The organism is Lysobacter auxotrophicus (genome assembly GCF_027924565.1).
Lineage (GTDB): Bacteria > Pseudomonadota > Gammaproteobacteria > Xanthomonadales > Xanthomonadaceae > Lysobacter_J > Lysobacter_J auxotrophicus.
On the sequence record NZ_AP027041.1, the window covers coordinates 2003070 to 2028578 of the forward strand.

The 25509-nt window shown below is 68.8% G+C and carries 25 protein-coding genes; 22 read left to right on the forward strand and 3 right to left on the reverse strand.

Going from position 1 to position 25509, the window contains the following annotated elements:
* The first annotated feature begins 119 nt into the window (after positions 1-119).
* The 21 genes from nirK (at position 120) to LA521A_RS08990 (ending at position 21195) form a co-directional block, all read left to right on the forward strand.
* Positions 120-1184 (forward strand): copper-containing nitrite reductase, encoded by a 1065-nt coding sequence (gene nirK, locus LA521A_RS08890; RefSeq protein WP_281781933.1) that lies wholly within the window; start codon positions 120-122, stop codon positions 1182-1184.
* A 37-nt stretch (positions 1185-1221) separates the two neighbouring features.
* The gene (locus LA521A_RS08895) at positions 1222-2010 is read left to right on the forward strand and encodes a formylglycine-generating enzyme family protein (RefSeq protein WP_281781934.1); all 789 of its coding nucleotides are present in this window, start codon (positions 1222-1224) and stop codon (positions 2008-2010) included.
* Positions 2007-2606: an SCO family protein gene (locus tag LA521A_RS08900; RefSeq protein WP_281781935.1), complete on the forward strand. Its 600-nt coding sequence runs from the start codon at positions 2007-2009 to the stop codon at positions 2604-2606. Before LA521A_RS08895 ends, LA521A_RS08900 begins: the two co-directional genes overlap by 4 nt.
* A gap of 43 nt (positions 2607-2649) precedes the next feature.
* Positions 2650-3108 (forward strand): azurin, encoded by a 459-nt coding sequence (azu, locus tag LA521A_RS08905; protein ID WP_281781936.1) that lies wholly within the window; start codon positions 2650-2652, stop codon positions 3106-3108.
* A 62-nt stretch (positions 3109-3170) separates the two neighbouring features.
* The gene (locus LA521A_RS08910) at positions 3171-3404 is read left to right on the forward strand and encodes a hypothetical protein (protein WP_115842263.1); all 234 of its coding nucleotides are present in this window, start codon (positions 3171-3173) and stop codon (positions 3402-3404) included.
* An 86-nt stretch (positions 3405-3490) separates the two neighbouring features.
* Positions 3491-3973: a pyridoxamine 5'-phosphate oxidase family protein gene (locus LA521A_RS08915; RefSeq protein ID WP_281781937.1), complete on the forward strand. Its 483-nt coding sequence runs from the start codon at positions 3491-3493 to the stop codon at positions 3971-3973.
* A 126-nt stretch (positions 3974-4099) separates the two neighbouring features.
* Complete coding sequence (locus tag LA521A_RS08920; RefSeq protein ID WP_281781938.1) at positions 4100-6907, forward strand: CHASE3 domain-containing protein; 2808 nt, start codon at positions 4100-4102, stop codon at positions 6905-6907.
* Positions 6904-7287, forward strand: a complete 384-nt coding sequence (locus tag LA521A_RS08925) for a response regulator transcription factor (RefSeq protein ID WP_281781939.1) — start codon at positions 6904-6906, stop codon at positions 7285-7287. The genes LA521A_RS08920 and LA521A_RS08925 overlap by 4 nt, the downstream gene beginning before the upstream one ends.
* The gene (locus LA521A_RS08930; protein ID WP_281781940.1) at positions 7284-8456 is read left to right on the forward strand and encodes a YaiO family outer membrane beta-barrel protein; all 1173 of its coding nucleotides are present in this window, start codon (positions 7284-7286) and stop codon (positions 8454-8456) included. The genes LA521A_RS08925 and LA521A_RS08930 overlap by 4 nt, the downstream gene beginning before the upstream one ends.
* Before the next feature lie 13 nt (positions 8457-8469).
* Positions 8470-9558 (forward strand): HEAT repeat domain-containing protein, encoded by a 1089-nt coding sequence (locus LA521A_RS08935; RefSeq protein ID WP_281781941.1) that lies wholly within the window; start codon positions 8470-8472, stop codon positions 9556-9558.
* Positions 9555-10958 (forward strand): glycosyltransferase family 2 protein, encoded by a 1404-nt coding sequence (locus tag LA521A_RS08940; RefSeq protein ID WP_281781942.1) that lies wholly within the window; start codon positions 9555-9557, stop codon positions 10956-10958. Before LA521A_RS08935 ends, LA521A_RS08940 begins: the two co-directional genes overlap by 4 nt.
* A 280-nt stretch (positions 10959-11238) precedes the next feature.
* Positions 11239-13401: a TonB-dependent siderophore receptor gene (locus LA521A_RS08945; RefSeq protein WP_281781943.1), complete on the forward strand. Its 2163-nt coding sequence runs from the start codon at positions 11239-11241 to the stop codon at positions 13399-13401.
* A gap of 43 nt (positions 13402-13444) precedes the next feature.
* Positions 13445-13759, forward strand: coding sequence for an iron uptake protein (locus LA521A_RS08950; RefSeq protein ID WP_281781944.1), 315 nt, complete (start codon positions 13445-13447; stop codon positions 13757-13759).
* Positions 13760-13771: 12 nt separating this feature from the next.
* Entirely contained in the window at positions 13772-15436 is a 1665-nt protein-coding gene (locus tag LA521A_RS08955) for a PepSY-associated TM helix domain-containing protein (protein ID WP_281781945.1), read from the forward strand.
* Positions 15429-15767: a DUF3325 domain-containing protein gene (locus LA521A_RS08960; protein ID WP_281781946.1), complete on the forward strand. Its 339-nt coding sequence runs from the start codon at positions 15429-15431 to the stop codon at positions 15765-15767. Before LA521A_RS08955 ends, LA521A_RS08960 begins: the two co-directional genes overlap by 8 nt.
* A gap of 92 nt (positions 15768-15859) precedes the next feature.
* On the forward strand, positions 15860-16714 hold the full coding sequence (locus LA521A_RS08965) for an STAS domain-containing protein (RefSeq protein ID WP_281781947.1): 855 nt from the start codon (positions 15860-15862) through the stop codon (positions 16712-16714).
* Between the two features lies 1 nt (position 16715).
* A complete protein-coding gene (locus LA521A_RS08970; RefSeq protein WP_281781948.1) occupies positions 16716-17078 on the forward strand; it encodes an STAS domain-containing protein in 363 nt (120 codons plus the stop codon).
* Positions 17079-17081: 3 nt separating this feature from the next.
* Complete coding sequence (locus LA521A_RS08975) at positions 17082-17480, forward strand: ATP-binding protein (protein ID WP_281781949.1); 399 nt, start codon at positions 17082-17084, stop codon at positions 17478-17480.
* The gene (locus LA521A_RS08980) at positions 17471-18463 is read left to right on the forward strand and encodes an ATP-binding protein (protein WP_281781950.1); all 993 of its coding nucleotides are present in this window, start codon (positions 17471-17473) and stop codon (positions 18461-18463) included. The genes LA521A_RS08975 and LA521A_RS08980 overlap by 10 nt, the downstream gene beginning before the upstream one ends.
* 3 nt (positions 18464-18466) lie before the next feature.
* Positions 18467-19324, forward strand: a complete 858-nt coding sequence (locus tag LA521A_RS08985) for a sensor histidine kinase (protein ID WP_281781951.1) — start codon at positions 18467-18469, stop codon at positions 19322-19324.
* Positions 19324-21195, forward strand: a complete 1872-nt coding sequence (locus LA521A_RS08990) for a hybrid sensor histidine kinase/response regulator (RefSeq protein ID WP_281781952.1) — start codon at positions 19324-19326, stop codon at positions 21193-21195. The genes LA521A_RS08985 and LA521A_RS08990 overlap by 1 nt, the downstream gene beginning before the upstream one ends.
* Before the next feature lie 33 nt (positions 21196-21228).
* Here LA521A_RS08990 and LA521A_RS08995 read toward each other — a convergent pair whose 3' ends face one another.
* The 3 genes from LA521A_RS08995 to yczR all read right to left on the reverse strand — a co-directional run bounded on the left by LA521A_RS08995 (position 21229) and on the right by yczR (position 24719).
* On the reverse strand, positions 21229-21603 hold the full coding sequence (locus tag LA521A_RS08995; protein WP_281781953.1) for a VOC family protein: 375 nt from the start codon (positions 21601-21603) through the stop codon (positions 21229-21231).
* A gap of 94 nt (positions 21604-21697) precedes the next feature.
* Positions 21698-23179 (reverse strand): DUF1254 domain-containing protein, encoded by a 1482-nt coding sequence (locus tag LA521A_RS09000; protein WP_281781954.1) that lies wholly within the window; start codon positions 23177-23179, stop codon positions 21698-21700.
* A gap of 88 nt (positions 23180-23267) precedes the next feature.
* On the reverse strand, positions 23268-24719 hold the full coding sequence (gene yczR / locus LA521A_RS09005; protein ID WP_281781955.1) for a MocR-like transcription factor YczR: 1452 nt from the start codon (positions 24717-24719) through the stop codon (positions 23268-23270).
* Positions 24720-24780: 61 nt separating this feature from the next.
* Here yczR and yczE point away from each other — a divergent pair, with 61 nt between their 5' ends.
* The gene (gene yczE / locus LA521A_RS09010) at positions 24781-25449 is read left to right on the forward strand and encodes a membrane protein YczE (protein WP_281781956.1); all 669 of its coding nucleotides are present in this window, start codon (positions 24781-24783) and stop codon (positions 25447-25449) included.
* Positions 25450-25509 lie beyond the last annotated feature (60 nt).

A 25509-nucleotide genomic window follows, 5' to 3' on the forward strand; every position in this document is an offset into this window, starting at 1 on the left:
TGGCGCGAAAGCCGATGAACAGGGACAAGTGCGGCTTGACTTACATCAAGGCGACCGTGCGGTGGCGTAGCGCAATGTGCACGCAACGGCCGAAAGGCCATTCGCAAGGCAAGCAACCCATGATTCGTGCAACGCAAAAGGGGAAGGTGCTGCATTACGCACTGGTATGCGCGCTCGGCATCGGCGCACCGGCGGCGCTGGCCGCCAACCACAACGACGCCCCGCAGCTCGACACCATCCAGGCCGTGCTGACCGCACCGCCGCTGGTGCCGCCGCCGACCAACCGCAACAAGCCGGCGAAGGTCGTCGTGGACCTGGAAGTCATCGAGAAGGACATGCGCCTGGCCGATGGCGTGACCTACAACTTCTGGACCTTCGGCGGCAGCGTGCCGGGCAGCTTCATCCGCGTGCGCCAGGGCGACACGGTGGAGTTCACGCTCAAGAACGCGCACGACTCGCACATGCCGCACAACATCGACCTGCATGCGGTGAGCGGGCAGGGCGGCGGCGCCGAGGCGACGTTCACGCTGCCGGGCCACAAGACGAAGTTCACCTTCAAGGCGCTCAATCCCGGCCTGTACGTCTACCACTGCGCGATGCCGCCGGTGGGCATGCATATCGCCAACGGCATGTACGGCCTGATCCTGGTCGAGCCGCCCGAGGGCCTGCCGAAGGTGGACAAGGAGTTCTACGTGATGCAGGGCGACTTCTACACCGAAGGCAAGCACGGCGATCCGGGCCTGCAGCCCTTCAGCCTGGAAAAGGCCATCGACGAGCATCCGACCTACGTGGTGTTCAACGGTTCGGAAGGCGCGCTGACCGGCGACAACGCGTTGACGGCGAAGGCGGGCGAGACCATCCGCATGTACGTCGGCAATGGCGGCCCGAACCTGGTGTCCAGCTTCCACGTGATCGGCGAGATCTTCGACAAGGTCTACACCGAGGGCGGTTCGAAGTACCAGGAGAACGTGCAGACCACGCTCGTGCCCGCCGGCGGTTCGGCGATCGTCGAGTTCAAGGCCGACGTGCCGGGCAACTTCGTGCTGGTGGACCACAGCATCTTCCGCACGTTCCACAAGGGCACGCTGGGCATCCTCAAGGTGGACGGCGAGAAGAACCCGTCGATCTACAGCGGCCAGCAGTCCGAAGCCGAATACGCGGCGCCGGCGAAGGCCGGTCACTGAGGCCGGACGCGGTCCGGTCGGGAGGAGGGCAGTCGCCATGTTCGCCACGTCCATCATCGCGGCTGCCCTGCTCGAAGGCGCGCTGCTGGCGGCTCCCGCGCCAGCAGCGCCAGCGGCGGAACCGGTCGCATTCGTCGCCATACCCGCCGGCGAAATCCGCTCCACCGTGCGCTACGAAGGCGACGACGGAGCGCGGCGGATCGCGACATTCGAACTCTCGACGCGTGCGGTCACGGTGCGCGAGTTCGAACGGTTCGTGCAGGCGCACCCGCAGTGGAAGCGCGGCAACGCGCCGATGCTGCTCGCCGATTCGGCGTACCTCGCGAACTGGGCCGATGCCGACCGCGCCGGCGATGCCGTCGACGCGAACGCGCCTGTCACGCACGTCAGCTGGTTCGCCGCCGATGCGTATTGCAAGTCGATCCACGCGCGACTGCCCGACTGGAGCGAGTGGGAATACGTGGCCGCCGCCGACGCCACCCGACGCGATGCACGCAGCGATTCCGCCTGGCGCGCACGCACCTTCGACGACGGCACGCCGCGCGCGATGGACGCACGCCCCGGCGCCATCGCCAACGCCTACGGCGTGCACGGCCTGCACGGCGCGGCGTGGGAATGGGTCGGCGACTACGCGACGCTGCTGGGCGATGCCGACAAGCGCGGCTCGGACGACGGCGATCGCCTGCAGTTCTGCGGTGCCACCGGCCTGTCGTTCGCCAATCGCGACGACTACGCCATCCTCAAGCGGGTCGCGCTGCTGTCGGCGATGGAACCGCGCAGCACGCTCGGCAACCTGGGCTTCCGTTGTGCACGGAGTTCACCATGAAACGACTGATCAAACCGCTCCACGTCGTCGCGCTGATGCTCGCCATGAGCCTGCCCGCGATGGCGAACGACGCGCCGCTTCCCGGCGACTCGGTCTACCAGGTCCAGGCGCATGCCGTGGACCAGCAGGGACGTCCGCTCGAATGGAACGCCCTGCGTGGACGGCCGACCATCGTGTCGATGTTCTACGCCAACTGCCACCTGATGTGTCCGCTGATCATCGCCAGCGGCAAGGCGCTGCAGGCCCGGCTGGAACCGGCGCAACGCGACGCGCTCGAATTCGCCGTCATCAGCATCGACCCGGCGCGCGACACGCCCGCGGCGTTGCAGGAAGTGGCGCAGGCGCATCGCCTCGATGCTGGCCACTGGCGCCTGCTGCGCCCCGACGACGCCGACGTCCGCACGCTCGCCGCGGCGCTGAACATCCGCTATCGCGCGCAGCCCGACGGCACCTTCAACCACACCAGCGTCCTGATCCTGCTCGACCGCGACGGCCGCATCGTCGCGCGCAGCGAGGTGACCGGCCTGCAACCCGATGCGCGGTTCGTCGCGGCGGTGCGCGAGCACCTGTCCGGCGCGACGGGTGCCGCGCGTTGAACCTTCCCGTCTTTCCAACCACACGTTCCACTCAGGAGTCACCATGAAGATCCTCACCCGTTCGCTCCTCATCGCCGGCCTGCTCGGCGCCGCCGGCTTCGCCCAGGCCGCCGGAAACTGCACCGTCGCGCTCAAGGGCGACGACGCGATGAAGTTCGACCTGAAGGAAGCCACGGTGTCCGCCGCGTGCCCGACCATCACCGTCGAGCTGACCCACACCGGGAAGATGCCGGCCGCCGCGATGGGCCACAACGTCGTCATCGCCGCGACCAAGGACATGGACGCGGTGGCGCGCGAGGGCATCAAGGCGGGCGTCGCCGGCAACTACGTCAACAAGGCCGATGCGCGCGTGATCGCCGCCACCACGCTGGTCGGCGGTGGACAGAAAACCAAGGTCACCTTCCCCGGCAAGAAGCTCACCGCCGGCGGCGACTACACCTTCTTCTGCAGCTTCCCCGGCCATTCGATGCTCATGAAGGGCAAGCTGGTCGTCACCAGGTAACGCGTCCCGGGGCCGCCTGCACGCCGGGCGGCCCCTTTCTTCATGCAACGCAGGAGTACCGCATGGAATTCAACGTGACCGTCGATCTGGGCCATGCCGATCTGCAGCGGATCGATGAAGCCCTCCGCGACGTGGACCCGGCCGCGCTGGTCGACACCGATGGCGACGCGCTGCGCGTGGCGGGCGCCTTCGACATCGTGACCTTGCTGACGACGCTGCGCGGCGCGGGGTGCGAGCTGACCGCGCACGACATCCAGCGCCTGCCGTCGGTGTGCTGCGGCGGCTGCAGCGGGTAGACGCGGCCTCGCGGCGCGCATTCACCGGTTCGGCACCGCGGCTTGGTTAGCGTGGGGATCACGCAACCCGACTCGGAGACCGCACGATGGATGAGCGCCAGTTCGAAGCGAAACTGTGGGATCACCTGGAATCGGACCGCACGATCATGCTGGGCCTGGTCGGCGACACCGCGGGGCATTCGCGGCCGATGACCGCACTGCTGGACAAGCAGACGCCCGGCGTCGTGTGGTTCTTCACCGCCACCGACAACGTCCTCGCGCAGCAGGCCGCCGCGCCGACGGCCGCGTTCGGCGCGTTCTCGTCGAAGGGGCACGACCTGTTCGCCACGCTGAGCGGAACCGTGCAGACGGTGCTCGACCGCGAAGTGATCGACCGCCTGTGGAATCCCTTCATCGCCGCGTGGTACCCGGACGGCAAGGACGACCCGAAGCTCATCCTGCTGCGCTTCGTCCCCGACGAAGCGGAGATCTGGTTGAACGAGCACAGCCTCGTGGCCGGCCTGAAGATCCTGATGGGCCGCGACCCCAAGAAGGACTACGCCGACAAGGTCGCCAAGGTCGACCTCTAACCGGCAGGCGGCGCATCGCATCGCCCAGCATGCGTGGTGCGGTGCGCCTTCACCGGCGCGGTATCGCATTCATGGCAGGATCGCAGCGCCGGGCGAACGTGCGCCGGCGATCCAGGAAACCCGGGCGTGGGAAAGCCAAGGATTCGCGTACACAACATCGGTTTCGGGCTCGCGCTGCTGGTGATCCTGCTGCTGCTGGCGCAGGCGCGGCGCACGCAGGAAGACCTGCTGCGATCCAACCAGGCCTTCGCGCGCAGCGCTGAAGTGCTCACTGTGCTGCAGGACACGCTGTCGGCGTTGCAGGACGTCGAGACCGGCATGCGCGGTTATGTGATCACCGGCACGGAATCGTTCCTGGAGCCGTATCGCGAAGGCACCCGCCGGCTGGCGCTCGAACGCTCGCGGCTGCGGCAACTCATCGGCAACCAGCGCAACAGCGCGTGGTGGGCGCGCGCCGACCGCGCGATCGACGAACGCGTGCGGCTGGCCGAGGTCAACGTTGAACTGCGACGCCACGACGGCCTGGAAGCGGCAACGCAGAGCGTCGCGCAGGCCGGCGGCAAGGAGGCGATGGATCGCGTCCGTGCGCTGCTGGGCGAGCTGGAAGCCGCCGAGCGCGAACGCCTCTACCTGGAAGGCCGGGCCGTCGAGCGCCGCGTCGCGGCGTTCCGGCAATGGACCATGTGGGGCACGGCGGTCGCGCTTGCGCTGCTGGTCGCGGCGCTGGTGTCGGTGCATCGCAGCGTCACCCAGCGTCGGCAGGCGCTGCGGCTCGCGCGCGCGGGCGAGTCGCGGCAACGCGCGATCCTGGAAGCCATCCCCGACCTGCTCTGGCAGTTCGACGCGCAGGGCAACCCGCGCCTGCTGTCCAGCGACTACGGCGCGACGCTGCCGCCGGCGCTGCTCATCGCCATCCGCAATGCGCTGCCCGACGTGCGCAGCGACACGGCCGTGCGCACGCTCACCGCGCAGGAAGCCAGCGGCCAGATCTTCGAAGCGCGGCTGGTGGCGATCGACGACGGCCACCTGGCGATCGTGCGCGAAGTCACCGAGTTCATCGTCCAGGAGCGTGCGCTGCGCGACCAGCACGATTTCCTGCGCGCGATCGTCGACGCCGACGAAAGCCTGGTCTGCGTGCGCAGCGCGGGCGGCCGCTTCACGCTGTGCAACATCGCGTTCGCAGCGACCATGGACCTCACGCCCTCGCAGGTCGAGGGGCGCCGGCCCTCGGACCTCGCGGGCCACCGCATCATCGAGCCGCTGCTGCATGCCGACGACGCGTTGCTGCAGGGCGAGGACGAATGGCGCGCGGACCGCGTGCGCATCGTGGATGCGCGCGATCGCGAGCGCTGGATGCAGGTGCTCAAGCGCCCGCTGGTGCGTTCCGACGGCCAGCGCCAGGTGCTCACCGTGGTGGTCGACGTGTCCGCGCAGCAGCGCATGGAACGCATGAAGGACGAGTTCATCTCGACCATCAGCCACGAACTGCGCACGCCGCTGACCTCGATCCGCGGCGCGCTCGGGCTGGTCGTCGGCGGGGCGGGTACCGAGCTGCCGGATTCGCTGCGGCCGCTGCTGGAGATCGCGCACAAGAACACCGAGCGCCTCGTGCGGCTGATCAACGACATCCTCGACATCGAGAAACTGCAGTGGGGCGGGCTGCCCCTGCAGTCGCACCGGCTGCCGCTGCGTGCGCTGGTGGCGCAGTCGGTGGACCAGATCGCGGCCTACGCGCGCGAGTTCGAAGTCGCCGTCGAGTTCCGTCCCGGCGACGACGGCGTGGTGGAGGTCGACGTGGACCGCTTCGCGCAGGTGATGGCGAACCTGCTGTCGAACGCGATCAAGCATTCGCATGCCGGCGGCACGGTCGAGGTGTCGGTCACGCGGCGCGAGGGCGGGCTGCAGGTGGACGTGCAGGACCACGGCGAGGGCATCCCGGAGAGTTTCCGCCCACGCGTGTTCGAGCGCTTCGCGCAGGCCGACGCGTCCGACGTGCGCCGTCGCGGCGGCTCCGGCCTCGGCCTGGCGATCACCCAGTCGCTGGTGGAGAAGATGGCCGGACGCATCGGCTTCGACACCGTGACGGGCGAGGGCACGCGCTTCTTCGTCTGGCTGCCCGAGGCGATGCGCCTGAACGATGCCGCGCACGACGAGGTCGCCGACGATCTGACGCCCTACGTCGTGCTGCTGCAGGACGAGGCGGCGATGGCGGACGAACTCGGCCGCGTGCTCGGCGAGCGCGGCTACCGCACGCTCATCGCGACCGACATCGCGCAGGCGCGGGGCCTGCTCGAATCGCCGAATGCGAAGGCGCTGGCGATCGACCTCGCCTCGGCCGGCACCTCGGCGCGCGGCGTGCTGCGCGAACTGCGATCGCAGCCGCGATTCCGCTCGCTCCCGGTGCTGCTGCTGGGGATCCGGCCGCCGTCGGTCGACAGCGACGGCCTGCGCGGCGGTGCGGTCGGCGTGGTCGACTGGCTCGGCAAGCCGCTGGATCCGGAGCTGGTGGCCGATACGGTGCGATCGACGCTGCGCGATCCGTCGCGGCGCTTCGACGTGCTGCACGTGGAGGACGACGAGGACGTCCGCGAGCTGCTGCGCAACCTGCTCGACGGCCACGGCGTGGACCTGCACGCCGCCGGCTCGCTGGCGCAGGCGCGCGAGCAGTTGGGCCAGCGCCGGCACGATCTGGTGATCCTCGACCTGATGCTGCCCGACGGCGACGGTTCGGAGCTGCTGGCCGAACTCGCACAGGCACGCCCGCCCACGCCGGTGATCATTTTTTCCGCACAGGACGGGGGCCTGGCCGAGAGCCGGGCCGTACTGCGCAGGCTGGTCAAATCACGCCACCATGCCCGCGACCTTGCGACCCTGATCCTGGAGACCCTGCGTCACTGGCCGGCCGGCGACGCGCAGCAAGAGGAGACCGGATGAGCCCCTCCGCACACGTGCTGATGATCGAGGACGAGGAAGACATCGCCCTGATCGTCCGCTACCTGCTCGAACGCAACGGATTCACGGTCGAACACCTCGCGGACGGTCGGGCCGGGCTGGAGCGCATCCAGACCGGCGCGGTGCCCGACCTGGTGCTGATGGACTTCATGCTGCCGTTCCGCGACGGCCTGGAATTGGTCGAACGCCTGCGCGCGCAGGCGCAGTGGACCTCGGTCCCGGTGCTGATGCTGACGGCCAAGGCGCGCGAGGCCGACATCGTGCGGGCGCTGGAGATCGGCGCCGACGACTACGTCACCAAGCCCTTCCAGCCCGAGGAACTGCTGGCCCGCATCCGTCGCCTGTTGAGGCGGTCGTTGTGACGCTGCGCACGGCGGTGCGCCTTTCGATGCTGGTGTTGGCGGCGACCGCCGGCGCAGCGCACGCGCAGACGGTGGCGCAGGCGCAGGCACTGGTCGACGTCCGCGATTACGCCGCCGCCACGCGCGTGCTCGAACAACGCCTGCAGATCGCACCCGACGATGCGGATGCCACGTTCCTGCTCGCGCGCACGCATGCATGGAACGGCGAGCCGGCGCGCGCGTTGCCGCTGTACGAACGCCTGCTCGCGCGCGAACCCGACAACGCCGACTTTCTGCTCGGGTACGGACAGGCGCTCACCTGGGCGGGGCGTCAGGCCGAGGCCATCGACGTGCTGACGCGCGCGCAGCGACTGGCTCCCACTTACGCCGACATCGGCACCGCGCTGGCGCAGGCACGCGCCGCGCAGGCGCCGGCGGCGGCGCCCGATCCGCTGATGCCATCGCCGACCGACGCGCCGCGGCCGGCCGTCGTGCAGACGGTCGAGCGGCGGCGCACCGTGTCGTTCTCCGCGCGCCACGACTGGCTGGATGGTGCGTACGACGATTGGACCGGCGTGCGACTCGACGCATCGCGCACGCAGCGCGGCGCGTTGGGCGGCTATGCGGCGCTCACCGGCGACCGCCGTTTCGCGCTGGACGATGCCGGGATCGAAGCAGGCCTGCTGGTGCCGATGGGCGAGACCTGGCTGCTGCAGCCCGAAGTCGGCGTCGTGCCGGATGCCGATTTCCTCCCGCGCTACTACGCTGACCTGCGCGTGCAGCACACCTTCACGCACGGCTGGATCGGCAGCGCGAGCCTTCGCACCAGCGATTACCCCGACACGCGCGTGGACCGGCTCGCGGTGAGCGTGGAGCGCTACTGGAGCGCCTGGCGCGCGGCGTACACGTTCAACCTCACGCGCCTGCGCGACACGCATTCGCCCGGCCACGACGTGCGCCTCGCGCGCGCGTACGGCGACGGCAGCGAGGTCGGCGTGCAGCTCGTCTTCGGCCGGGAAGCCGCGATCGTCGAGTCCGGCGTCGTCGCCAGCGACGTGAGCGGCGCGCTGCTGTTCGGCCGCCACGTGTTCGCGCAGCGCTGGTCGTGGCTGTGGAACGTGGGCGTGATCGACCAGGGCGACCTGTACACGCGGCGCGGCATCGGCATCGGCCTGGAACGGCGCTTCTAAGGAGGGAAGGCGGATGGAGTGGACCGGCTGGCTACCCGTCGATCCGCTGTTGCGACTGGCCAGCCTGATCGCCTCGCTGCTGGCGGCGGTGACCGTGCTCGTGCTGCTGCAGGTGCTGGTGCTGTCGACGCTCGCCACGCGCCAGCGGCGGGAGCGCGAGGCGTTCGATCACCAATGGCGCCCGCACATGGCGCGCGCGAGCCTGGACACCGATGCGCCCTGCGACCTTCCGCCGCCGCACGGACGCAGGCGCCTGTGGTGGCTGATGCTGTGGAACAAGCTGCAGCGCAAGCTGCGCGGCGAATCGACCGCGCGCCTGAACCGCCTGCTGCTCGGCAACGCGCTCGACGGTTACGCGCTGCGCCTGCTGCGGTTCCCCGGCGTGCGCAATCGCCTCGTCGCACTGGAAACGCTGCGCCATCTCGGCGATCCCGCGCACTGGGACGCGGTCGAACCGCTGGCACGCGGCCGTAATCCGTTCGTCGCCTTCGCCGCGGCGCAGGCGTTGATCGCGATGGATCCCGCGCGCGGCACGCGCACGGTGCTGCCCATCGCGCTGGAAGGCGAGCACTGGGGCGGCCAGCGTCTGGTCGCGCTGTGCCGGCAGGCCGGGCGCGACGCGGTCACCGACACGCTGCTTCAATCGCTCGAACGCGCCGACGCCGGTGCATTGAGCCGGCTCGCGCCGCTGCTCGCGTTCGCCGATCCCGCGCGCGCCGCGCCATGGGCCCGGGAGCGTGCGCTGCGCGACACCGACGCGCGCAATCGCCAGTCGGCGCTGAAGGCATTGGGCGAACTCGGCGACCCGCGCGACAAGCCGCTGATCGTCCGCTCGCTGCACGACGAAGATCCCGCCGTGCGCCTTGCAGCAGCGCAGGCGCTTCGCACGTCGGCCGATCTTTCCGACGTGGACGTGCTGCTCGCTGCGCTGTCGGATCGCAGCTGGTGGGTGCGCCGGCAGGCGGCGGACACGCTCGCCGCGCTGCCGCGCATGGACGATGCCGCGCTGCTGTCGCTGCTGCCGCGCGTGGACGACCGCTACGGGCGCGAAGCGCTGGAACGCGCACGCGCCGAGCGCGGCATGCGGGGAGGGCGCGCGTGACCGCGGACATCCTCTTTGGGGTGCAGCTGTTCTTCATCGGTTACTTCGTGCTGCTCAACGGCGGGTACCTGGCGCTCAACGTGCTGTCGATGCTCAGCCTGCGCAGCTACATGCGCCAGCGCGCGGAGTACGGCACGGACGCGCCGTACCTCGGCATCGAGCCGGCGATCTCGCTGCTCGTGCCCGGCTACAACGAGGAGGCGACCATCCGCACCTCGGTGCGTTCGATGCTGCAACTGCAGTACCCGGACTTCGAAGTGGTGGTCATCAACGACGGCTCGAAGGACCGCACGCTGGAGGTGCTCATCGAGGAATTCGAGCTGGTGCCGCACCCGGAAGTCGTGCGACGCGCGGTCCCGCACAAGCCGATCCGCGGCGTGTACCGCTCGCTGCGCTACGGCAACCTGCGCGTGATCGACAAGGAGAACGGCGGCAAGGCCGACGCGCTCAACGTCGGCATCAACGTCGCGCGCAACGCGCTGTTCTGCGCGGTCGATGCCGATTCGATCCTGCAGCGCGACAGCCTGCTGCGCATCGTGCAGCCCTTCATCGAGGACGAGCGCACCGTCGCCGCGGGCGGCACCGTGCGCATCGCCAACGGGTCGGAAGTGCGCGGCGGGTTCCTGGTGAAATCCGGCCTGCCGCGCAGCCTGCTGGTGCGCATGCAGATCATCGAATACCTGCGCGCGTTCCTGTTCGGGCGACTGGGCTGGTCGCCGCTCAATGGCGTGCTGATCATCTCCGGCGCGTTCGGCCTGTTCGACCGCGCGCGCGTGGAAGCCGTCGGCGGGTACCGCACCGACACGGTCGGCGAGGACATGGAGCTGGTCGTGCGACTGCATCGCTGGCATAGGCGCAAGCGCATCGCGTACCGCATCCGGTACCTGCCCGATCCGATCTGCTGGACCGAAGCGCCGGAAGACCTCGGGACGCTCGGCCGCCAGCGTTCGCGCTGGCAGCGCGGGCTCGCCGAAAGCCTGATGTTCCATCCGCCATGGCGCTTCGGCTTGCGCGCCGGCGCGGCGGGCTGGCTCGCGTGGCCGTTCATGGCGCTGTTCGAGTGGGTCGGGCCGCTGATCGAACTGAGCGGCTACGTCTTCATGATCGTGGGCTTCGCGATGGGCTGGGTGTCGCCGGTGGCGTTCACCGTGTTCATCGCCGTCGCGCTCGGGATGGGGATCCTGCTGTCGGTCAACGGATTGCTGCTGGAGACGCTGTCGTTCCGCGTCTACAACCGCAGCCGCGACATGCTGTCGCTGTTCGCGATGGCGGTGCTGGAGAACTTCGGTTACCGGCAGCTCAACACGCTGTGGCGATGCCGGGGCATGTGGCAATGGATGTCGCGCCGCAAGCACCAGTGGGGCGCGATGAAGCGCAGCGGGCAGTGGGGGCAGATGTAGCGCGCGCCTGACGTGCGGATCATCCGCACGCATCGGATGACTGCTGATCCGGGATGGCCGATCGCGATGCCGTGCATCGCGGCGAGGGCGGAGCGTTGCCGAAATGCGCATGCGTCGGACAGGAGTGCACACGCCTTCTTGCAAAATGAGAATTATTCGCATTTAATTATGAACAGGCAGGGGCCTTCCCGGACTTGCGCGCAGGCCCGCTTTCCGGGCCGCACGCAGCGCGACGGAGCAGGCGAAACCCGCTCATTCCGTCCGCATCCAGACACCCCACATGCACGCCATCGGCTCCGTTCGCACGACCCGTTTCGATTCCCGCCGCCCGTTCGTCTCGCCCAACCGCCTCGGACTCGCGGTGTTCCTCGCGCTGCTGGGCAGCAGCGGCGGCGCGTTCGCGGCCGACGACGCCAGCGCGACCGACCTCGACGCGGTCCTCGTCGTCGCCCAGCGCGCCGAGCGCGTCAGCAACGGCGCGACCAACCTAGACCTGACCATCAAGGACACCCCGCAGTCGATCAGCATCATCGACAGCACGCAGATGCAGGCCTTCGGCACCACCAGCCTCAACGACGCGCTGCGCATGGCCACCGGCATCCAGGTGGACGAGTGGGAAACCAACCGCACCACGTTCACCTCGCGCGGTTTCGACATCGAGAACACGCAGGTGGACGGCGTCGGCCTGCCCAACGACTGGGGCATCGTGACCGGCGCCATGGACATGGCCGGCTACGAGAAGCTGGAAGTCATCCGCGGCGCGAACGGCCTGCTCACCGGCGTGGGCAACGCGGCCGGCACGATCAACTACGTGCGCAAGCGTCCGACCAACGATGCGCAGGGCTCGCTCGGCGTGAGCTACGGCTCGTGGGATACGGTGCGCGCGGAGGTCGATTACTCCACGCCGTTCACCGCCGACGGCCGCTGGGCGGGGCGTTTCGTCGGCGCGCACCAGGAAGGCGATTCCTGGCTGCGCGACAAGCAGGACGAGCGCGATTTCCTTTACGGCGTGGTCGACGGCCAGATCGGCGACAACGGCACGCTGACCTTCGGCTACTCGTGGCAGAAGGCCCAGACCGACGGCAACATGTGGGGCGCGCTCGCCTTCATGTACAGCGACGGCACCCAGGCGCAATGGCCGCGCAGCGCATCGACCACGCAGGACTGGACCTTCTGGGACACCACCCACCAGAACGCGTTCGTCGAGTACGCGCACCAGTTCGGCCCGGACTGGCAGCTCAAGCTGTCGTACGACTACCGCAACACCGAGAACGCCGACAAGCTGTTCTACGCGACCGATTACGCCGCCACGGGCCTGGAGCCCGGCACGAACCTCGGCCTGTACGGGTACGCCTGGCGCGGCGACGACGAAATGACCTCGCACCTGGGCACCGCAACGCTCAACGGCCGCTTCCCGATGTGGGGCCGCGAACACGAGGCGGTGCTCGGCATCGGCTGGGCGAAGAGCGAGGCGGAGAACCGCGAGTTCGACGCCGACATCTACGACAACGGCATGTTCGGCTACATCCCGATGCCGGCCTTCCCGTGGGGCGGGGACGTGGTCCCCGAGCCGGTGTGGGGCGACCGCTCGGTCTACAGCGTGCTCGACCAGCGCCTCAAGCGCGCGTTCGGCGCGACGCGACTGGCACTGACCGATCGCTTCAAGGCGGTGCTTGGTTTCAATTTCGCCGAGTACCACCGCGAGGGCGTGAACTACGGCGTCGTGTTCGACCAGACCGAAAGCCACACCAGTCCCTACGCCGGCCTGACCTACGACTTCAACGAACACGTGCTCGGCTACGTGAGCTATTCGGACATCTACCATCCGCAGAGCCAGTCCGACGCCGACGGCCGTTACCTCGATCCCACCAAGGGCACGAACTACGAACTGGGCGTCAAGGCCGACTGGCTCGACAAGCGCCTGCTGACGACGTTCGCCGTGTTCCAGGCCAGGCAGGACAACCTCGCCACCGGCGCCGGCTACAACCAGAACGGCCAGTACTACTACACGGGCGTCGACGTCGAATCCAAAGGCGTGGAGTTCGAGGTCACCGGCAAGGTGTCGGAGACCGTGGACCTCGTCTTCGGCGCCACGGCGCTGAAGCTCACCGGCCAGGACGGCGACGACACCTACAACTGGGTGCCGCGCCGCACCGCCAACCTGATGGTGATGGCGCGCCTGCCGGGCTACACGGCGCTGTCGTACGGCCTGGGCGGCCGCTGGCAGAGCGAGATCTCGAACGTGGAAAGCAACGGCTTCACCGTGCGCCAGGGCAGCTACGCCGTGCTCAACGGCTTCGTGGCGTGGGACTTCGTGCCCAACGCGACGCTGCGCCTGAACGTCAACAACCTCACCGACGAGAAGTACATCAACACGCTTCGCTACAGCGGCTTCTACGGCGCGCCGGCGAACTACATGCTGAGCCTGAACTGGCGGTTCTGACCGCCAGCCCGACGGACCCGCCAGGCAACGAGGTCACCCCGCCATGTCCACGACCACCGCATCGTCATTCATCACCGCGCCGCGGCTGCGTGTCGCATCGCGCGTCGCCGCCGCCGTGCTCGGCGGTTACGCCTTCGCCTGGGGCGTGGTGGCGCTGACCACCGCGGTGCTGTTCGCGCTCGAACTGGACTTCCACGACGCCGAGTTCGCCGGCGCCGTGGCGGGCCTGCTCGCGTACCTGGCGGTGTTTTTGTGGGCGATCGCGGCGCGGCGGCTCGCGGTGGTGTGGTCGGTGCTGCTCGCCGGCGGCGCGCTGATGACCGGCGCGGCTTCGCTCGTGCAGTCGGCGCTGGTCTGAGGAGGAATCGCCATGCTCAACAGTTTCCGGCAATCGATGGCGTGGCTGCACACCTGGTTCGGCCTGGTGCTCGGCTTCGTGCTGATGGCGGCGTTCTTCTTCGGCGCCTTGTCGGTGTTCGATCGCGAGATCGACCGCTGGTCGATTCCCGCCACGCGCTTGCACCCGCAGCCGATGCCGTCGTTCGAGAACGTCATCCGCCCCGCGTTCGAACGCATGCAGCCCACGCCCGACGCCGTGGACGCCATGCGTCCGCGCGTGGACGGGCCGATGCCGAAGCGCTTCGACACGGTGATGAGCTGGAGCGCCTACACGACGCATCGCGATCCGGTGCTGGCGCTGTACAGCGGCTTCCAAGTGCCGGGCGCGAAGGATCCGGAAGAGGCGATCTGGGCCTACGCCACGATCGATCCGCGCGATGGCCGCGTGCTGCCGAACGACCAGCTCAAGCTCGGCAGCGAGTTCTTCTATCCGATGCATTACAGCCTGACGCTGGACTGGAAGAACCTGGGCTTGTGGATCGTCGGATTCTCCGCGCTGGTGATGCTGGCCGCGCTGGTCAGCGGCGTGGTGATGCACCGCAGGATCTTCCGCGAGTTCTTCACCTTCCGCCCCGACAAGGCGCGCCTGCGCAGCGTGCTCGACCTGCACAACCTCACCGGCGTGGTGGCGCTGCCGTTCCATTTCTTCTTCGCGTTCACCGGCCTGGTGATCTTCGCCGGCACGTACTACTTCCCGGTCGGCCACACGCAGTTGCACGACCTGCACGAGATGCACGCAAAGGTCGAGGCGATGGAAACCGGGCTGCCGCACGAACGCGCCGGCGTCGCGGCGGGCCTGGCCTCGGTCGATGAGATGGTCGCGCAGGCGCAGCGCCGCTGGAAGGCGAAGGACAAGGCGGGCGATGTCGGCTTCCTCGTGCTGCAGCACGTCGGGGATGCGAACGGCTACGTCAGCGTGTATCGCGCCGGCACCGATCGCATCGCGCTGGTCGGCGACGGCATCCACTTCAAGGCATCGACGGGCGAACTGATCCGCGAGGATCCGCCGGCGACCGCGCTCGGCCGCACGAACGAGTTTCTGACGGGCCTGCACCTGCAGCATTTCCGCCACTGGCTGCTGCGCTGGTTGTACGTGCTCGGCGGGCTCGCCGGTGCGGTGTGCATCGCCACCGGCTTCGTGTTCTTCGTCGAGAAACGCAAGCGCCAACACGCGCAGCAGGGCAGCCAGGGCGCGCGCATCGTCGACGCGCTCGCCGTGACCACCGTCACCGGCATGGTGCTGGCGGCGCTGGGCATCCTCGTGGCGAACCGCCTGCTGCCCGAAGCGCTTCCCGGTCGCGGCGATTTCGAACGCTATGCGTTCTGGGGAACCTGGGCGCTCGCGCTGGTGCACGCCGGGCTGCGCAGCGCGCCGGTCGCGCAGGGCCGGGCGAATCCTGCCTGGCGCGAGCAATGCTGGGCGATCGCCGTACTAGCCGTGGCCGCCGTCGCGTTGAACTGGATCACCACCGGCGACCACCTGCTGAAGACGTTGCCGGCGGGCTACTGGCCGGTCGCGGGCGTGGATCTGTTCCTGCTCTTCGGCGCCACGGTCGCGGTCGTCGCCGCAAGCAGGCTTTCCAGTCGTGCCGCCGCGACGCAGCCGCGCGTCGAACCGGAGGCCGCCCATGTCTGAGGCCACGCTGTCGGCCGGCCTCTTGCTGGCCGCGTTCGTCGCGGGCATCGCCGGCATGGGATGGCTTGCGCTGTCGATGCCGGTGCACGCGCAGCAGGCGTGGGGCGAGGCGCTGTCGTCGCGCACCGCGCGCGTATTGCGATGCCTCGGCGCGTCGAGCCTGTTCGCCGCATTGCTGCTGTGCCTGGCGGTGGATCACGCGTCGATGGCGTCGCTGGTGTGGGTGATGACGCTGGCGGCTTCGGCGCTCGTCGTCGCGTTCGCGTTGTCGTCCCGGCCTACGTGGCTGCGGGCGCTCGCCCCATGGGTACGCAGCCGACATCGCGCGTGAGCGCGGCGTGACGAAGCCCGGCCGGATCCCGTAAATGGCGCGTGCATGCGCTGTGGTATCGTCCGGGATCTTTTCTCAGGGGCATGCCATCCATGGATCTGCATGAGCTTTTCGTCGCCGACAAGGCGGCGATCCGGGCGGGCTGGGTGCAGGAACTGCAACGCAGTTCGGGCAATCTGGCAGGACGCGTCACCCAAGGCGAACTGATGAAGCGCGCCGACGAGATGAGCGAGCTGCTCGTCCAGGCGCTGGGCGCATCGCGCGACGGAACGATCGAGTCGGTCGACTTCGCCGTGCTGGACCGCTTCTTCGACGAGTTCGCACGCGACCGCGTCGAGCAGGGTTTCAGTTCCGAAGAGACGGCGACGTTCGTCTTCTCCCTCAAGCGCCCGCTGTTCCAGCGCATCCAGGAACGCTTCTCCAATGACGCCGGCCAGCTGGCGGCGTTGTCGTGGCAGGCCACCGAGCTGGTCGACCGCCTGGGCCTGCGCGCCGTCGGCGCGTTCCAGCGCATGCGCGAAGCCGTGATCGAGCGCCAGCAGCACGAACTGCTGGAACTTTCCACGCCCGTGGTGAAGCTGTGGAAGGACGTGCTCGCGCTGCCGATCATCGGCACGCTCGACAGCAACCGCACGCAGATCATGATGGAGACGCTGCTCACGCGCATCGCCGAGACCGAAGCGGCCATCGCGATCATCGACATCACCGGCGTGCCGACGGTCGACACGCTTGTCGCGCAGCACCTGATCAAGACCGTCACGGCGATCCGCCTGATGGGCGCGGACTGCATCATCAGCGGCGTGCGCCCGCAGATCGCGCAGACCATCGTCCACCTGGGCGTGGATCTGGGCGAAGTGACCACCAAGGCGAACCTGGCCGATGCGCTGGCGCTGGCGCTCAAGCGCACGGGCGTGCGCACCAGCGACGCGGCCGGGAGCACGAACTGACATGGACAGGATCCCCATCCTCCGCATGGGGGACGTCCTGCTCGTCACGATCCAGGTGGACCTGCACGACCAGGTCGCGATGCAGCTGCAGAACGACCTGACCACGCAGATCCAGCGCGTCGGCGCGAAGGGCGTGCTGATCGACATCTCCGCGCTGGAGATGGTCGACTCCTTCATCGGCCGCCTCATCGCCGATACCTCGTCGATGTCCAAGGTGCTCGATGCCGAGACCGTCGTAGTCGGCATGCGCCCGGCGGTGGCGATCACGCTGGTGGAGCTGGGCGTGGCCATGCCAGGCGTGCGCACCGCGCTGAACGTCGAGAAGGGAATGGCGCTGCTCGCGCGTTCCCGGCTCGAGGACTGAGCCATGGCCGACACGGGCGTGATGCCCCTGCGCAGCGAACAGGACATCGTGTCCGCGCGGCAGGCGGTGCGTAAGTGGTGCGTGGAGCAGGGCTTCTCGCTGGTGGACCAGACCAAGATGGTCACGGCCGCCAGCGAACTCGCGCGCAACACGCTGATCTACGGCGGCGGTGGCGAGATGCGCTGGTCGGCAGGCGCCGACGGCGCCCGTCGCGTGCTCACGCTGACCTTCGCCGACGAAGGGCCGGGCATCCCGGACCTGGAGCTGGCGATGACCGATCGCTGGACCTCCGGCAACGGCCTGGGCCTGGGACTGTCGGGCGCGAAGCGCCTCGTGCAGGACTTCGCCATCGACAGTGCGCCCGGCGCGGGTACCCGCGTCACCATCACCCGATGGAAGTGATCCGCGACAGCGGTTCGTGGCGTCACACCGAGGTGGACGATGCGACCCAGGTCGGCGCCGCGCGACGCCAGGTCGCGCTGGTGTGCGAGGAGGCGGGCATCGCGGAAGACCTCGCGGCGAAGGCGAGCCTCGCCGCGGTCGAACTGGCCACCAACCTGCACAAGCACGCGCGCCGCGGGCGGCTGTTCGTCCGTGCAACGCCGGCGCAGGGGAAGGGCGACCGGGCGATCGACGTGGTCTCCGTCGACCACGGCCCCGGCATGGACCTGCAGCGCTGTTTCGCCGACGGCTTCTCCACCTCGCAGACCTCCGGCTCCGGCCTGGGCGCGCTGCGGCGGCTGGCGTCGCTGTTCGATGCGTACTCCGACGCGGCCGGCAGCGTGATCTTCGCCCGCGTGGGCAAGGCCGCGACGCCGGTGGAATACGGCTCGCTCGCGATCCCGCTTCGCGGCGAACTCCTCAGCGGCGATCAGTGGACGCTGGTGGCCGACGTCGCCGGCTGGTCGCTGGTGATGGCCGATGGCCTCGGGCACGGCCCGCTGGCGCATGCGGCCTCGGCGGCGACCGTCGGGCTGCGCGAGCTGCGCGGCTCGCCCGCACAGTTGCTCGCGCGCGCCCACGAGGCCAGCCGCAGCACGCGCGGCAGCGCGGCCGCGGTCCTGCGTCGCAACGACACCGACGCCTCGTTCGACTTCGCCTCGGTCGGCAACCTGCAATGCGTGATCGACCGCCGCGACGACGTGCAGACGCTGGTCAGCCAGAACGGCACCGTCGGCGGGGCGTTCCCGTCCGTGCGCGAGACGCGCGTGCCCGGCGGCGAGCGCAGCCTGTCGATCCTGCACACCGACGGGCTGTCCACGCGCTGGTCGCTGGAGCGCTACCCCGGCCTGCGCACGCGCCACCCGCAGGTGGTGTGCGGCGTCCTGTTCCGCGATTGCTATCGTGGCCGGGACGACGCCACCATCGTAGCCATCCGGAGTTGACCGATGACCGGCCCCGAACAGGATCTTCAAGCCGCGCAGCGTGAGATCGAGCTGCTGCGCGAGGAACTGGCCGAGACCAACCAGGGCGTGCTGGCCCTGTACGCCGAGCTCGACGACAAGGCCGAGGAGCTGCGCCAGGTCTCGGAGCTGAAGAGCCGCTTCCTGTCGTACATGAGCCACGAATTCCGCACGCCGCTGGTCTCGATCCAGAGCATGGCGCGGCTGCTGCTGGAGCGTTACGACGGCCCGCTGTCGGAAGAACAGGAAAAGCAGGTCGCCTTCATCCAGGCGTCCTCGCAGGAAATGAGCGAGATGGTCGACGACCTGCTGGACCTGGCGAAGGTCGAGGCCGGCAAGATCACCATTTCCTCCGACTGGTTCGAGCTGATCGACCTGTTCGCCGCGCTGCGCGGCATGTTCAAGCCGATCATGACCTCCGACGCGGTGGACGTCGTGTTCGAGGAACCCGTCGGCGTGCCGCCGCTGTTCTCCGACAACCAGAAGGTCGCGCAGATCCTGCGCAACTTCATTTCCAACGCGCTCAAGTTCACCCAGCAGGGGGCCGTCACGATTTCGGCACGGCCCGAGCCCGAAAATCACGTGCGCCTGTCGGTGACGGACACCGGCATCGGCATCGCCGAAAGCGACCTGCCGCACCTGTTCGACGAGTTCACCCAGGTGCGCTCGCTGCGGACCCCGGCATGGCGCGGCACCGGGCTGGGGCTTTCGGTGTGCCGGCGCTTCGCGGAGCTGCTAGGCGGCCGGGTCGAGGTGCGCAGCAAGGTGGGGGAGGGGTCGACGTTCTCGGTGATCCTGCCCATCCAACGTCCGCCTGAAGCGACGCAGGAGGTCGCAAGTTGATGGTCATCGCCACCGCGCTCGAGCGTCCCGTCCTGCTGGTGGACGACACCAATGCCACGCGCTACGCCACGCGCCGCATGCTGACCGCGCACGGCCTGAAGGTGATCGAGGCAACGACCGGCGAGGAAGCGCTGCAGCTCGCCGCCGCGTGCGACGCCGTGGTGCTCGACGTCAACCTGCCCGACATGGACGGCTTCGAGGTCTGCCGCAAGCTGCGCGAAGACCCCGCGACGCTGTCGGTGCCCGTGCTGCACCTGAGCGCGCAGCACATGCAGGACGCCGACAAGGTCAGCGGCCTGGATGCCGGCGCCGACGCGTACCTGACCCATCCGGTCGGCGCCGACGTGCTGGTGGCGACCATCAACGCGCTGGTGCGCGCACGCAAGGCCGAACGCGCGCAGCAGGGCCTGCGGCTGCAGCTGGAATCGGTGATCGACAGCGCGCCGGTGCCGATCGGCGTGTTCGACCTCGCCGGCCGGCTGATGCGCAGCAACGACGGATTCCGCGCCTACCTGCCCGGACTGGCCGATGCGCCGCAGGCGCTGCCGCTGTTCCTGCGCGATGCCTTCATCCGCGTGGTCGGCGGCGAACACGTGCTGTCGGGCACGACGATGCTCGACGACGAAACCCCTTCGCCGCGCTTCGTCGAATGGCGCGTGGCGCGCGTGGAGGACGACGGCCTGGTGGTCGTGCTGTCCGATCGCACGCTGGAACACAACTTCGCCACCGAACGCGAGCGGTTGCTCTCGCGCGAGCGTTCCGCGCGTTCGGAAGCCGAGTCCGCCTACCAGGCGAAGGACGCGTTCCTCGCGCTGGTGTCGCACGAACTGCGCAATCCGCTGAACACCATTTCCATGTGGTCGGCGATGCTGCGCCGCCCCGACGCGCTGCCGCTGCTGGAGCAGGGCCTGGCCACCATCGAGCGCAGCGCGCAGCTGCAGGCGCGCCTGCTCGGCGACCTGCTGGATGCGTCGCGTGCCAGCGCCGGCAAGCTCGACATCGTGCGTACGCCCATGGACTTCAGCGCGGTCGTGCGCGATGCGCTCGCCTCCGCCGACGAGCTCGCGCAGGGCCGGCAGATCACGTTCGACGTCGAACTGTCCCCGGAGGCGCCGATGCTCGGCGACCCGGCGCGACTGCACCAGGTCGTGTGGAACCTGCTGAGCAACGCGATCAAGTTTTCCGAACCCGGCAGCCGCGTGGCCGTGCAGTTGCACGGCGATGCGGACGGCCTGCGGCTCACGGTGTCGGACACCGGCATCGGGTTCGAGCCCGAGGATGCGACCTCGCTGTTCGAACGGTTCCGGCAGGCTTCGAGCGCACGCACGACCAAGTCCGGCGGCCTTGGCCTGGGTTTGGCGATCGTGCGCGACATCGTGATGCTGCACGGTGGCGAAGTGAGTGGCGAAAGTCCCGGGCCGGGTCGCGGTGCGGCGTTCACGGTGCGGCTGCCCCTCGCCGAGCCCGGCCGCATGCCGGCGAGCGATCTGGGCGTCATGGCCTCGCAGCGCGTGCTGCTGGTGGAAGACGACACCGAAGCGCGCCGCCTGATGAAACTGACGCTGGAAGAACACGGCGCCAAGGTGCGCGAAGCCGGTTCGGCGGAACTCGCGCAGGTGCTGCTGGCCGCGGAAACCTTCGACCTGATCGTGTCCGATGTCGGGCTGCCGGGCATGGACGGCATCGAACTGATGCGCCGCATCCGCGCCCAGGCCGGCCCCAACCAGCGCACGCCCGCGCTGGCCGTCACCGCCTACGCGCGCGACCTGGACGTCGCGAGCGTCCACGCCGTCGGCTTCGACGCGCACGTGTCCAAGCCCGTGGACATGACCGGGCTGCTCGGGCAGATCGCGAGCCTGATCAGCCGCTGATGCGGTGGCGGTCGGCGATGCCGATCGCCGCGGCTATCGGCTCTGCGCGATCATCAGCACGTAGCCGTCGGGATCGAGCAGGCGGAACTCGCCGGCTGGCATGTAGAACGGCCGTTTGATCGGACCGGGCCGATGCCCCAGCGCATCGAGCGCGGCACGCGCCTGCTCGACGTCGTCGCAATACAGGTAGAACAGCACCGCCTGCAGGCCGGCATCCACCGGCCCGTCGGCGCGCCCCACCATGAGGTGGGCGCTGCCGCTTTCCAGCCACGCCCAGATGCGGCCGTCGCCGCCTTCGCCGGCGACGCTGTTGCCGACGGTGAACCCCAGGTCCGCATAGAAGCGGATGCTTCGCTCGACGTCGGCGACATGCGCGAAGGCGACGAGCTGCGTGGTGATCGGTTTCATGCGGACGTCCCGGCCGAATAGTGGGTGATCGTCGCGATGATCGTCGTTCGCGCCGGAGGCGGGCAAGCAACCTCGAACGGTTGCCCGCGGTCGCTCACGTCACCACTTCGAGATCCGAAAGTCGCCACTGCTTGTCGAAGAACGCCTTCGTCGGGCCGTAGGCGCGGAACATGAGTTCGAATCCGCGCTGCGGATCGGTCGGCACCCAGTTGGACTCCTTGCCGGCGGGCGCTTTCGGCCCGAAGTAGAGATCGACCGAACCGTCGTCGTTCTTCTGCACCTCGCTCGCGTTGGACGCGCGGCTGGCGCGATCCATGTTGCGAATCAGCGCGTGCGTCTGGCGGTCGTATGCAGTGACCGACCAGTACTGCTCGACGGGTGCATTCGCCGGCACATGCAGGCGGTAGGTCTTGCCGCCGTCCAGTTCGCGGCCATCCTTGTCCTTCGTCGCGATCAGGTAGAACTGGCCGCTGCCCAGTCGCTTGATCCCGATGTAGCCGTAGGTGTACGTGAGCCCGCGATGATCGACCGGATAGTGGTCCGCCTCGTTGAACTCGGCCTGCGCGGCCTTCACCAGGTCCGGATGCGTGGGGTACATCCAGTGCGTGCCGTCGTAGAAGACGGGCATGCCCGCGTCATATTGCGCGGCGAGGTAGCGCTGCGCCTCGCGGATGCCGGCATCAAGCGCTTGCGTGGTCCGTGCATCGGGCGCGAAGGGCTTTCCTTTCTCGATGCCCAGCGTCCTGAGCATGTCGATCATCGCGCGATCGCGGTCGAACCACGGCTCCGCCTGGACGATCCGGTCGAGGTGTTCGTAGAAGCTCGCGTCGTACTTGATGGTCGAATCGAACACCACGTCCTTGACGTCGGTGAAGACCGTCTCGGGCGGGCTGGCGGCCTGCGACAGGGGATACACGCGTACCTTCCTGCCGTATGCGATGGAGGCGGCCACGTCCGCGTCGGAATGGCTCTTCAGGTTCGAGCGGAACAGCGCATAGGTACCGAACGTTCCCGGTCGCAGCGGTGTGTAGCCGGCGGGCACGTCACCTTGGAAACCGGGCGGCAGCATCACGAATTTGACGCCCTGTCCCTTGTCGACGCCCAACAACCCCGCGTCCTCCAGCGGCGCCTGCCACAGGTTGACGATGTTCGCGTTGAGCGATCCCTCCGGTCCCGCGGGCGGTACCTCGATCACGATGGGTCCGACGTCCTTCGTGTTGAGGAAGGACATGAAGTAGATCGTGTCCGGGTTCGGGGTGAGGGTCTGGTTGTGCCAGTCCAGCGGGCGGCCCCAGAAGATCACCTGGTTCACCTTGCCCGGTGTCTGCGTCAGCATCTGCTGCAACATCAGGTCGTAGTTGACGGCCGACATGCCCCAGATCGCCGCTTCCGTCGCCCGACGTTCGATCGCGCGCGTCATCACGTCGCCGGCGTCACCGGGCGTTGCCGCCGGTGCGGCCGCGGTCGTGTCCGGTGCGGGATTCGCCGCGGGCTGCTCAGCCGGGCGCTGGCATCCGCCGACCATGCCGACCGCAATCATCATCGCGGCTACGTTGCACACTCCGATCGCACGCATGCTGCACTCCGTGGCTGAGGTCGGTGCGTACAGGATGCGTGCAGGGTCAGTGAACGCCGTGTCTACTCAACGTTGCAACGCCAACAACCTAGAGAATCACCCCGCGCGAGCCCTGCGCGGCGCGTGGCGTCCGGAACGGCATCGTCGACCAGAGGTCCGCGATGCGCTTCACGGCCTCGATCAACTCGTCTTCCGGTCGCACGTAGGGGATGCGCAGCCACTGGTCGTTGCCGCCTTCCACGCTGAACATCGGTCCGGGCGGGACGTGGACGCCGACGGCCTCCAGGTTCGCCGCGAGCTGCGTGGCGCTGCCGTGCGGCAACTGCAGCCACAGCGTCATGCCTCCGTCGGGCAGGCGGAAACGCCAATCCGGGAGTCGTTCGGCGATGGCGTGGGCGAGGGCGTCGCGGCGTCGGCGGAGTTGTTCGCGACGCAGGGCGATGACCTCGCCGTCGTCCAGCAATTCGGTCACCACCAACTGGTCGAAGAGCGCCGTGCCGAGGTCGAGCTGCAACCTGGCCTGGATGAGCCGATCGACCAGATCGTGCGGCGCACGGATCCATCCGACGCGCAATCCGCTCCATAGCAGCTTCGAGACGCTGCCGATGGTGATGGCGCCGGGTGCGTGCGCGGCGAAGGGCAGGGGCATGCCGGCGTCCGTCAACGCGATGGCCTGCAGCGATTCGTCCACGATCGGGATCGTGCGCGTCGCATGCAGTGCGGCGGCGTAGCGTTCGCGCTGGTCGTCGCGCATCAGCAGGCCGGTGGGATTCTGGAAGTCGGGGATCAGATGGGCCAGGTGCGGCCGCGTTTGCCGGAGCGTGGCTTCGATGCCGCCCAGGTCCCAGCCTTCCTCGCCGAGCACGTCGCCCATCGGCGATGCGACCAGGCGCGCGCCACCCAGGCGCAGCGCTTCGATCGCGTTGGGGTAGACCGGCGATTCGATCATCACCCGGTCGCCGAATCGCGACAGTGCCCGCGCGACGACGGCCGTAGCCGCGAGTGCGCCGGAGGTGACCATGATCTGTTCGGGATCGGTCGGCAGGCCACGCCGCGCGTACATCCGGGCGATCAGGTCGCGCAGGGTCGGCAGTCCGGTGGGGCGATGGCCGTCGCTTCCGAGGTAGCTGGGAAGCCGTTCGAGCGCGCGTTCGTACGCCGGGGCGATGCCGGCAATGGCGGACGTCGAGGCGCAGTTGAGGTCGATGGCGCCGTCGGGCGCATGGCCGCTTGCGACCGAGCGCAGCGCATGTTCGTGCGCGCGCCGATGCTCTTCGGGAACGGCGGCGAACGTGCCCGCACCCTGGCGCGCGGTCGCGAATCCCGCGGCGACCAGATCGGCGTAAGCGCGCGTCACCGTATTGCGCGAAACCGCGAGCGCCTGCGACACGGCGCGCTCGCTGGGCAGGCGCGTGCCCAGCGGAATGCGGCCGTCTCCGATGAGTTCCTGCAGCGCCTGCCGAAGCCCGCGGTACGCCGGCTTGCGCGGGAACTGGACGATCAGGGTGGCCAGGTGTTCTGGCGTGAGCGAGCGGTTCATGAGGCCACTATGGCGCAACTGGATCTAGGGAGTAGTGCCAATCGTGCAGATACTGGCGCCCATGAATCCGAACACCTCGCCCTTCGGCGTGGCCAACCTCGGCCCGCTCGCCCAACTGCGCGCCGGCCGCCTGACCGAACGTCTCGTGCGCCTGCTGGGTGGCCTGTGGCTGTACGGGGTGTCCAACGCGCTGCTGATGCAGAGCGCGCTTGGTGGTTCGCCGTGGGTCGTCTTCCATGAGGGTGCGGCCCGGCATCTGGAGATTTCACTCGGCGCGGTGATGGTGCTGGTCGCCGTGGCGGTGTTGCTGCTCTGGATCCCGCTGCGGCAGATGCCCGGCCTGGGAACCATCGCCAACACGCTGCTGCTCGGGCCGTTTACCGACCTCAATCTCCGGTTGCTGGAAGCGCCCGAGGCGTTGCCCCTGCGTTGGGCGTACCTGATCGGCGGCGTGGTGGCCTGCGGGATGGCCACTGCGCTTTACGTCGGTGCGCAACTGGGTCCCGGGCCGCGCGATGGCCTGATGACCGGCTTCGCGCGTCGCACCGGGCGTTCGATCCAGCGCGTGCGCACCTGCATCGAGATCGTGGTGCTCGCGATGGGTGTCGTGCTGGGCGGCACCGTGGGCATCGGCACGCTCGTGTTCGCGCTATGCGTGGGGCCTGTCACGCAGTTCTTCATGCGCTATCTGGTGCTGCGACTGGACGCGCCGGGCGATTCGATGAAGTAGGCGTTGGCCGCCGCGTCGGGCTCGGCATCTTCAGGCGTTATGCGCCTTCTTCAATGCAAC

What these genes read in the sequence shown, in the direction of transcription:
- LA521A_RS08925 (WP_281781939.1), top strand. Translation starts at nt 6,904, where the DNA reads ATGAGCCCCTCCGCACACGTGCTGATGATCGAGGACGAGGAAGACATC.
- LA521A_RS08895 (WP_281781934.1), top strand. Translation starts at nt 1,222, where the DNA reads ATGTTCGCCACGTCCATCATCGCGGCTGCCCTGCTCGAAGGCGCGCTG.
- LA521A_RS08965 (WP_281781947.1), top strand. Translation starts at nt 15,860, where the DNA reads ATGGATCTGCATGAGCTTTTCGTCGCCGACAAGGCGGCGATCCGGGCG.
- LA521A_RS08950 (WP_281781944.1), top strand. Translation starts at nt 13,445, where the DNA reads ATGTCCACGACCACCGCATCGTCATTCATCACCGCGCCGCGGCTGCGT.
- LA521A_RS08970 (WP_281781948.1), top strand. Translation starts at nt 16,716, where the DNA reads ATGGACAGGATCCCCATCCTCCGCATGGGGGACGTCCTGCTCGTCACG.
- nirK (WP_281781933.1), top strand. Translation starts at nt 120, where the DNA reads ATGATTCGTGCAACGCAAAAGGGGAAGGTGCTGCATTACGCACTGGTA.
- yczE (WP_281781956.1), top strand. Translation starts at nt 24,781, where the DNA reads ATGAATCCGAACACCTCGCCCTTCGGCGTGGCCAACCTCGGCCCGCTC.
- LA521A_RS08945 (WP_281781943.1), top strand. Translation starts at nt 11,239, where the DNA reads ATGCACGCCATCGGCTCCGTTCGCACGACCCGTTTCGATTCCCGCCGC.
- LA521A_RS08955 (WP_281781945.1), top strand. Translation starts at nt 13,772, where the DNA reads ATGCTCAACAGTTTCCGGCAATCGATGGCGTGGCTGCACACCTGGTTC.
- LA521A_RS08915 (WP_281781937.1), top strand. Translation starts at nt 3,491, where the DNA reads ATGGATGAGCGCCAGTTCGAAGCGAAACTGTGGGATCACCTGGAATCG.
- LA521A_RS08960 (WP_281781946.1), top strand. Translation starts at nt 15,429, where the DNA reads ATGTCTGAGGCCACGCTGTCGGCCGGCCTCTTGCTGGCCGCGTTCGTC.
- LA521A_RS08910 (WP_115842263.1), top strand. Translation starts at nt 3,171, where the DNA reads ATGGAATTCAACGTGACCGTCGATCTGGGCCATGCCGATCTGCAGCGG.
- LA521A_RS08900 (WP_281781935.1), top strand. Translation starts at nt 2,007, where the DNA reads ATGAAACGACTGATCAAACCGCTCCACGTCGTCGCGCTGATGCTCGCC.
- LA521A_RS09000 (WP_281781954.1), bottom strand. Translation starts at nt 23,179, where the DNA reads ATGCGTGCGATCGGAGTGTGCAACGTAGCCGCGATGATGATTGCGGTC.
- LA521A_RS08935 (WP_281781941.1), top strand. Translation starts at nt 8,470, where the DNA reads ATGGAGTGGACCGGCTGGCTACCCGTCGATCCGCTGTTGCGACTGGCC.
- yczR (WP_281781955.1), bottom strand. Translation starts at nt 24,719, where the DNA reads ATGAACCGCTCGCTCACGCCAGAACACCTGGCCACCCTGATCGTCCAG.
- azu (WP_281781936.1), top strand. Translation starts at nt 2,650, where the DNA reads ATGAAGATCCTCACCCGTTCGCTCCTCATCGCCGGCCTGCTCGGCGCC.
- LA521A_RS08980 (WP_281781950.1), top strand. Translation starts at nt 17,471, where the DNA reads ATGGAAGTGATCCGCGACAGCGGTTCGTGGCGTCACACCGAGGTGGAC.
- LA521A_RS08975 (WP_281781949.1), top strand. Translation starts at nt 17,082, where the DNA reads ATGGCCGACACGGGCGTGATGCCCCTGCGCAGCGAACAGGACATCGTG.
- LA521A_RS08985 (WP_281781951.1), top strand. Translation starts at nt 18,467, where the DNA reads ATGACCGGCCCCGAACAGGATCTTCAAGCCGCGCAGCGTGAGATCGAG.
- LA521A_RS08990 (WP_281781952.1), top strand. Translation starts at nt 19,324, where the DNA reads ATGGTCATCGCCACCGCGCTCGAGCGTCCCGTCCTGCTGGTGGACGAC.
- LA521A_RS08995 (WP_281781953.1), bottom strand. Translation starts at nt 21,603, where the DNA reads ATGAAACCGATCACCACGCAGCTCGTCGCCTTCGCGCATGTCGCCGAC.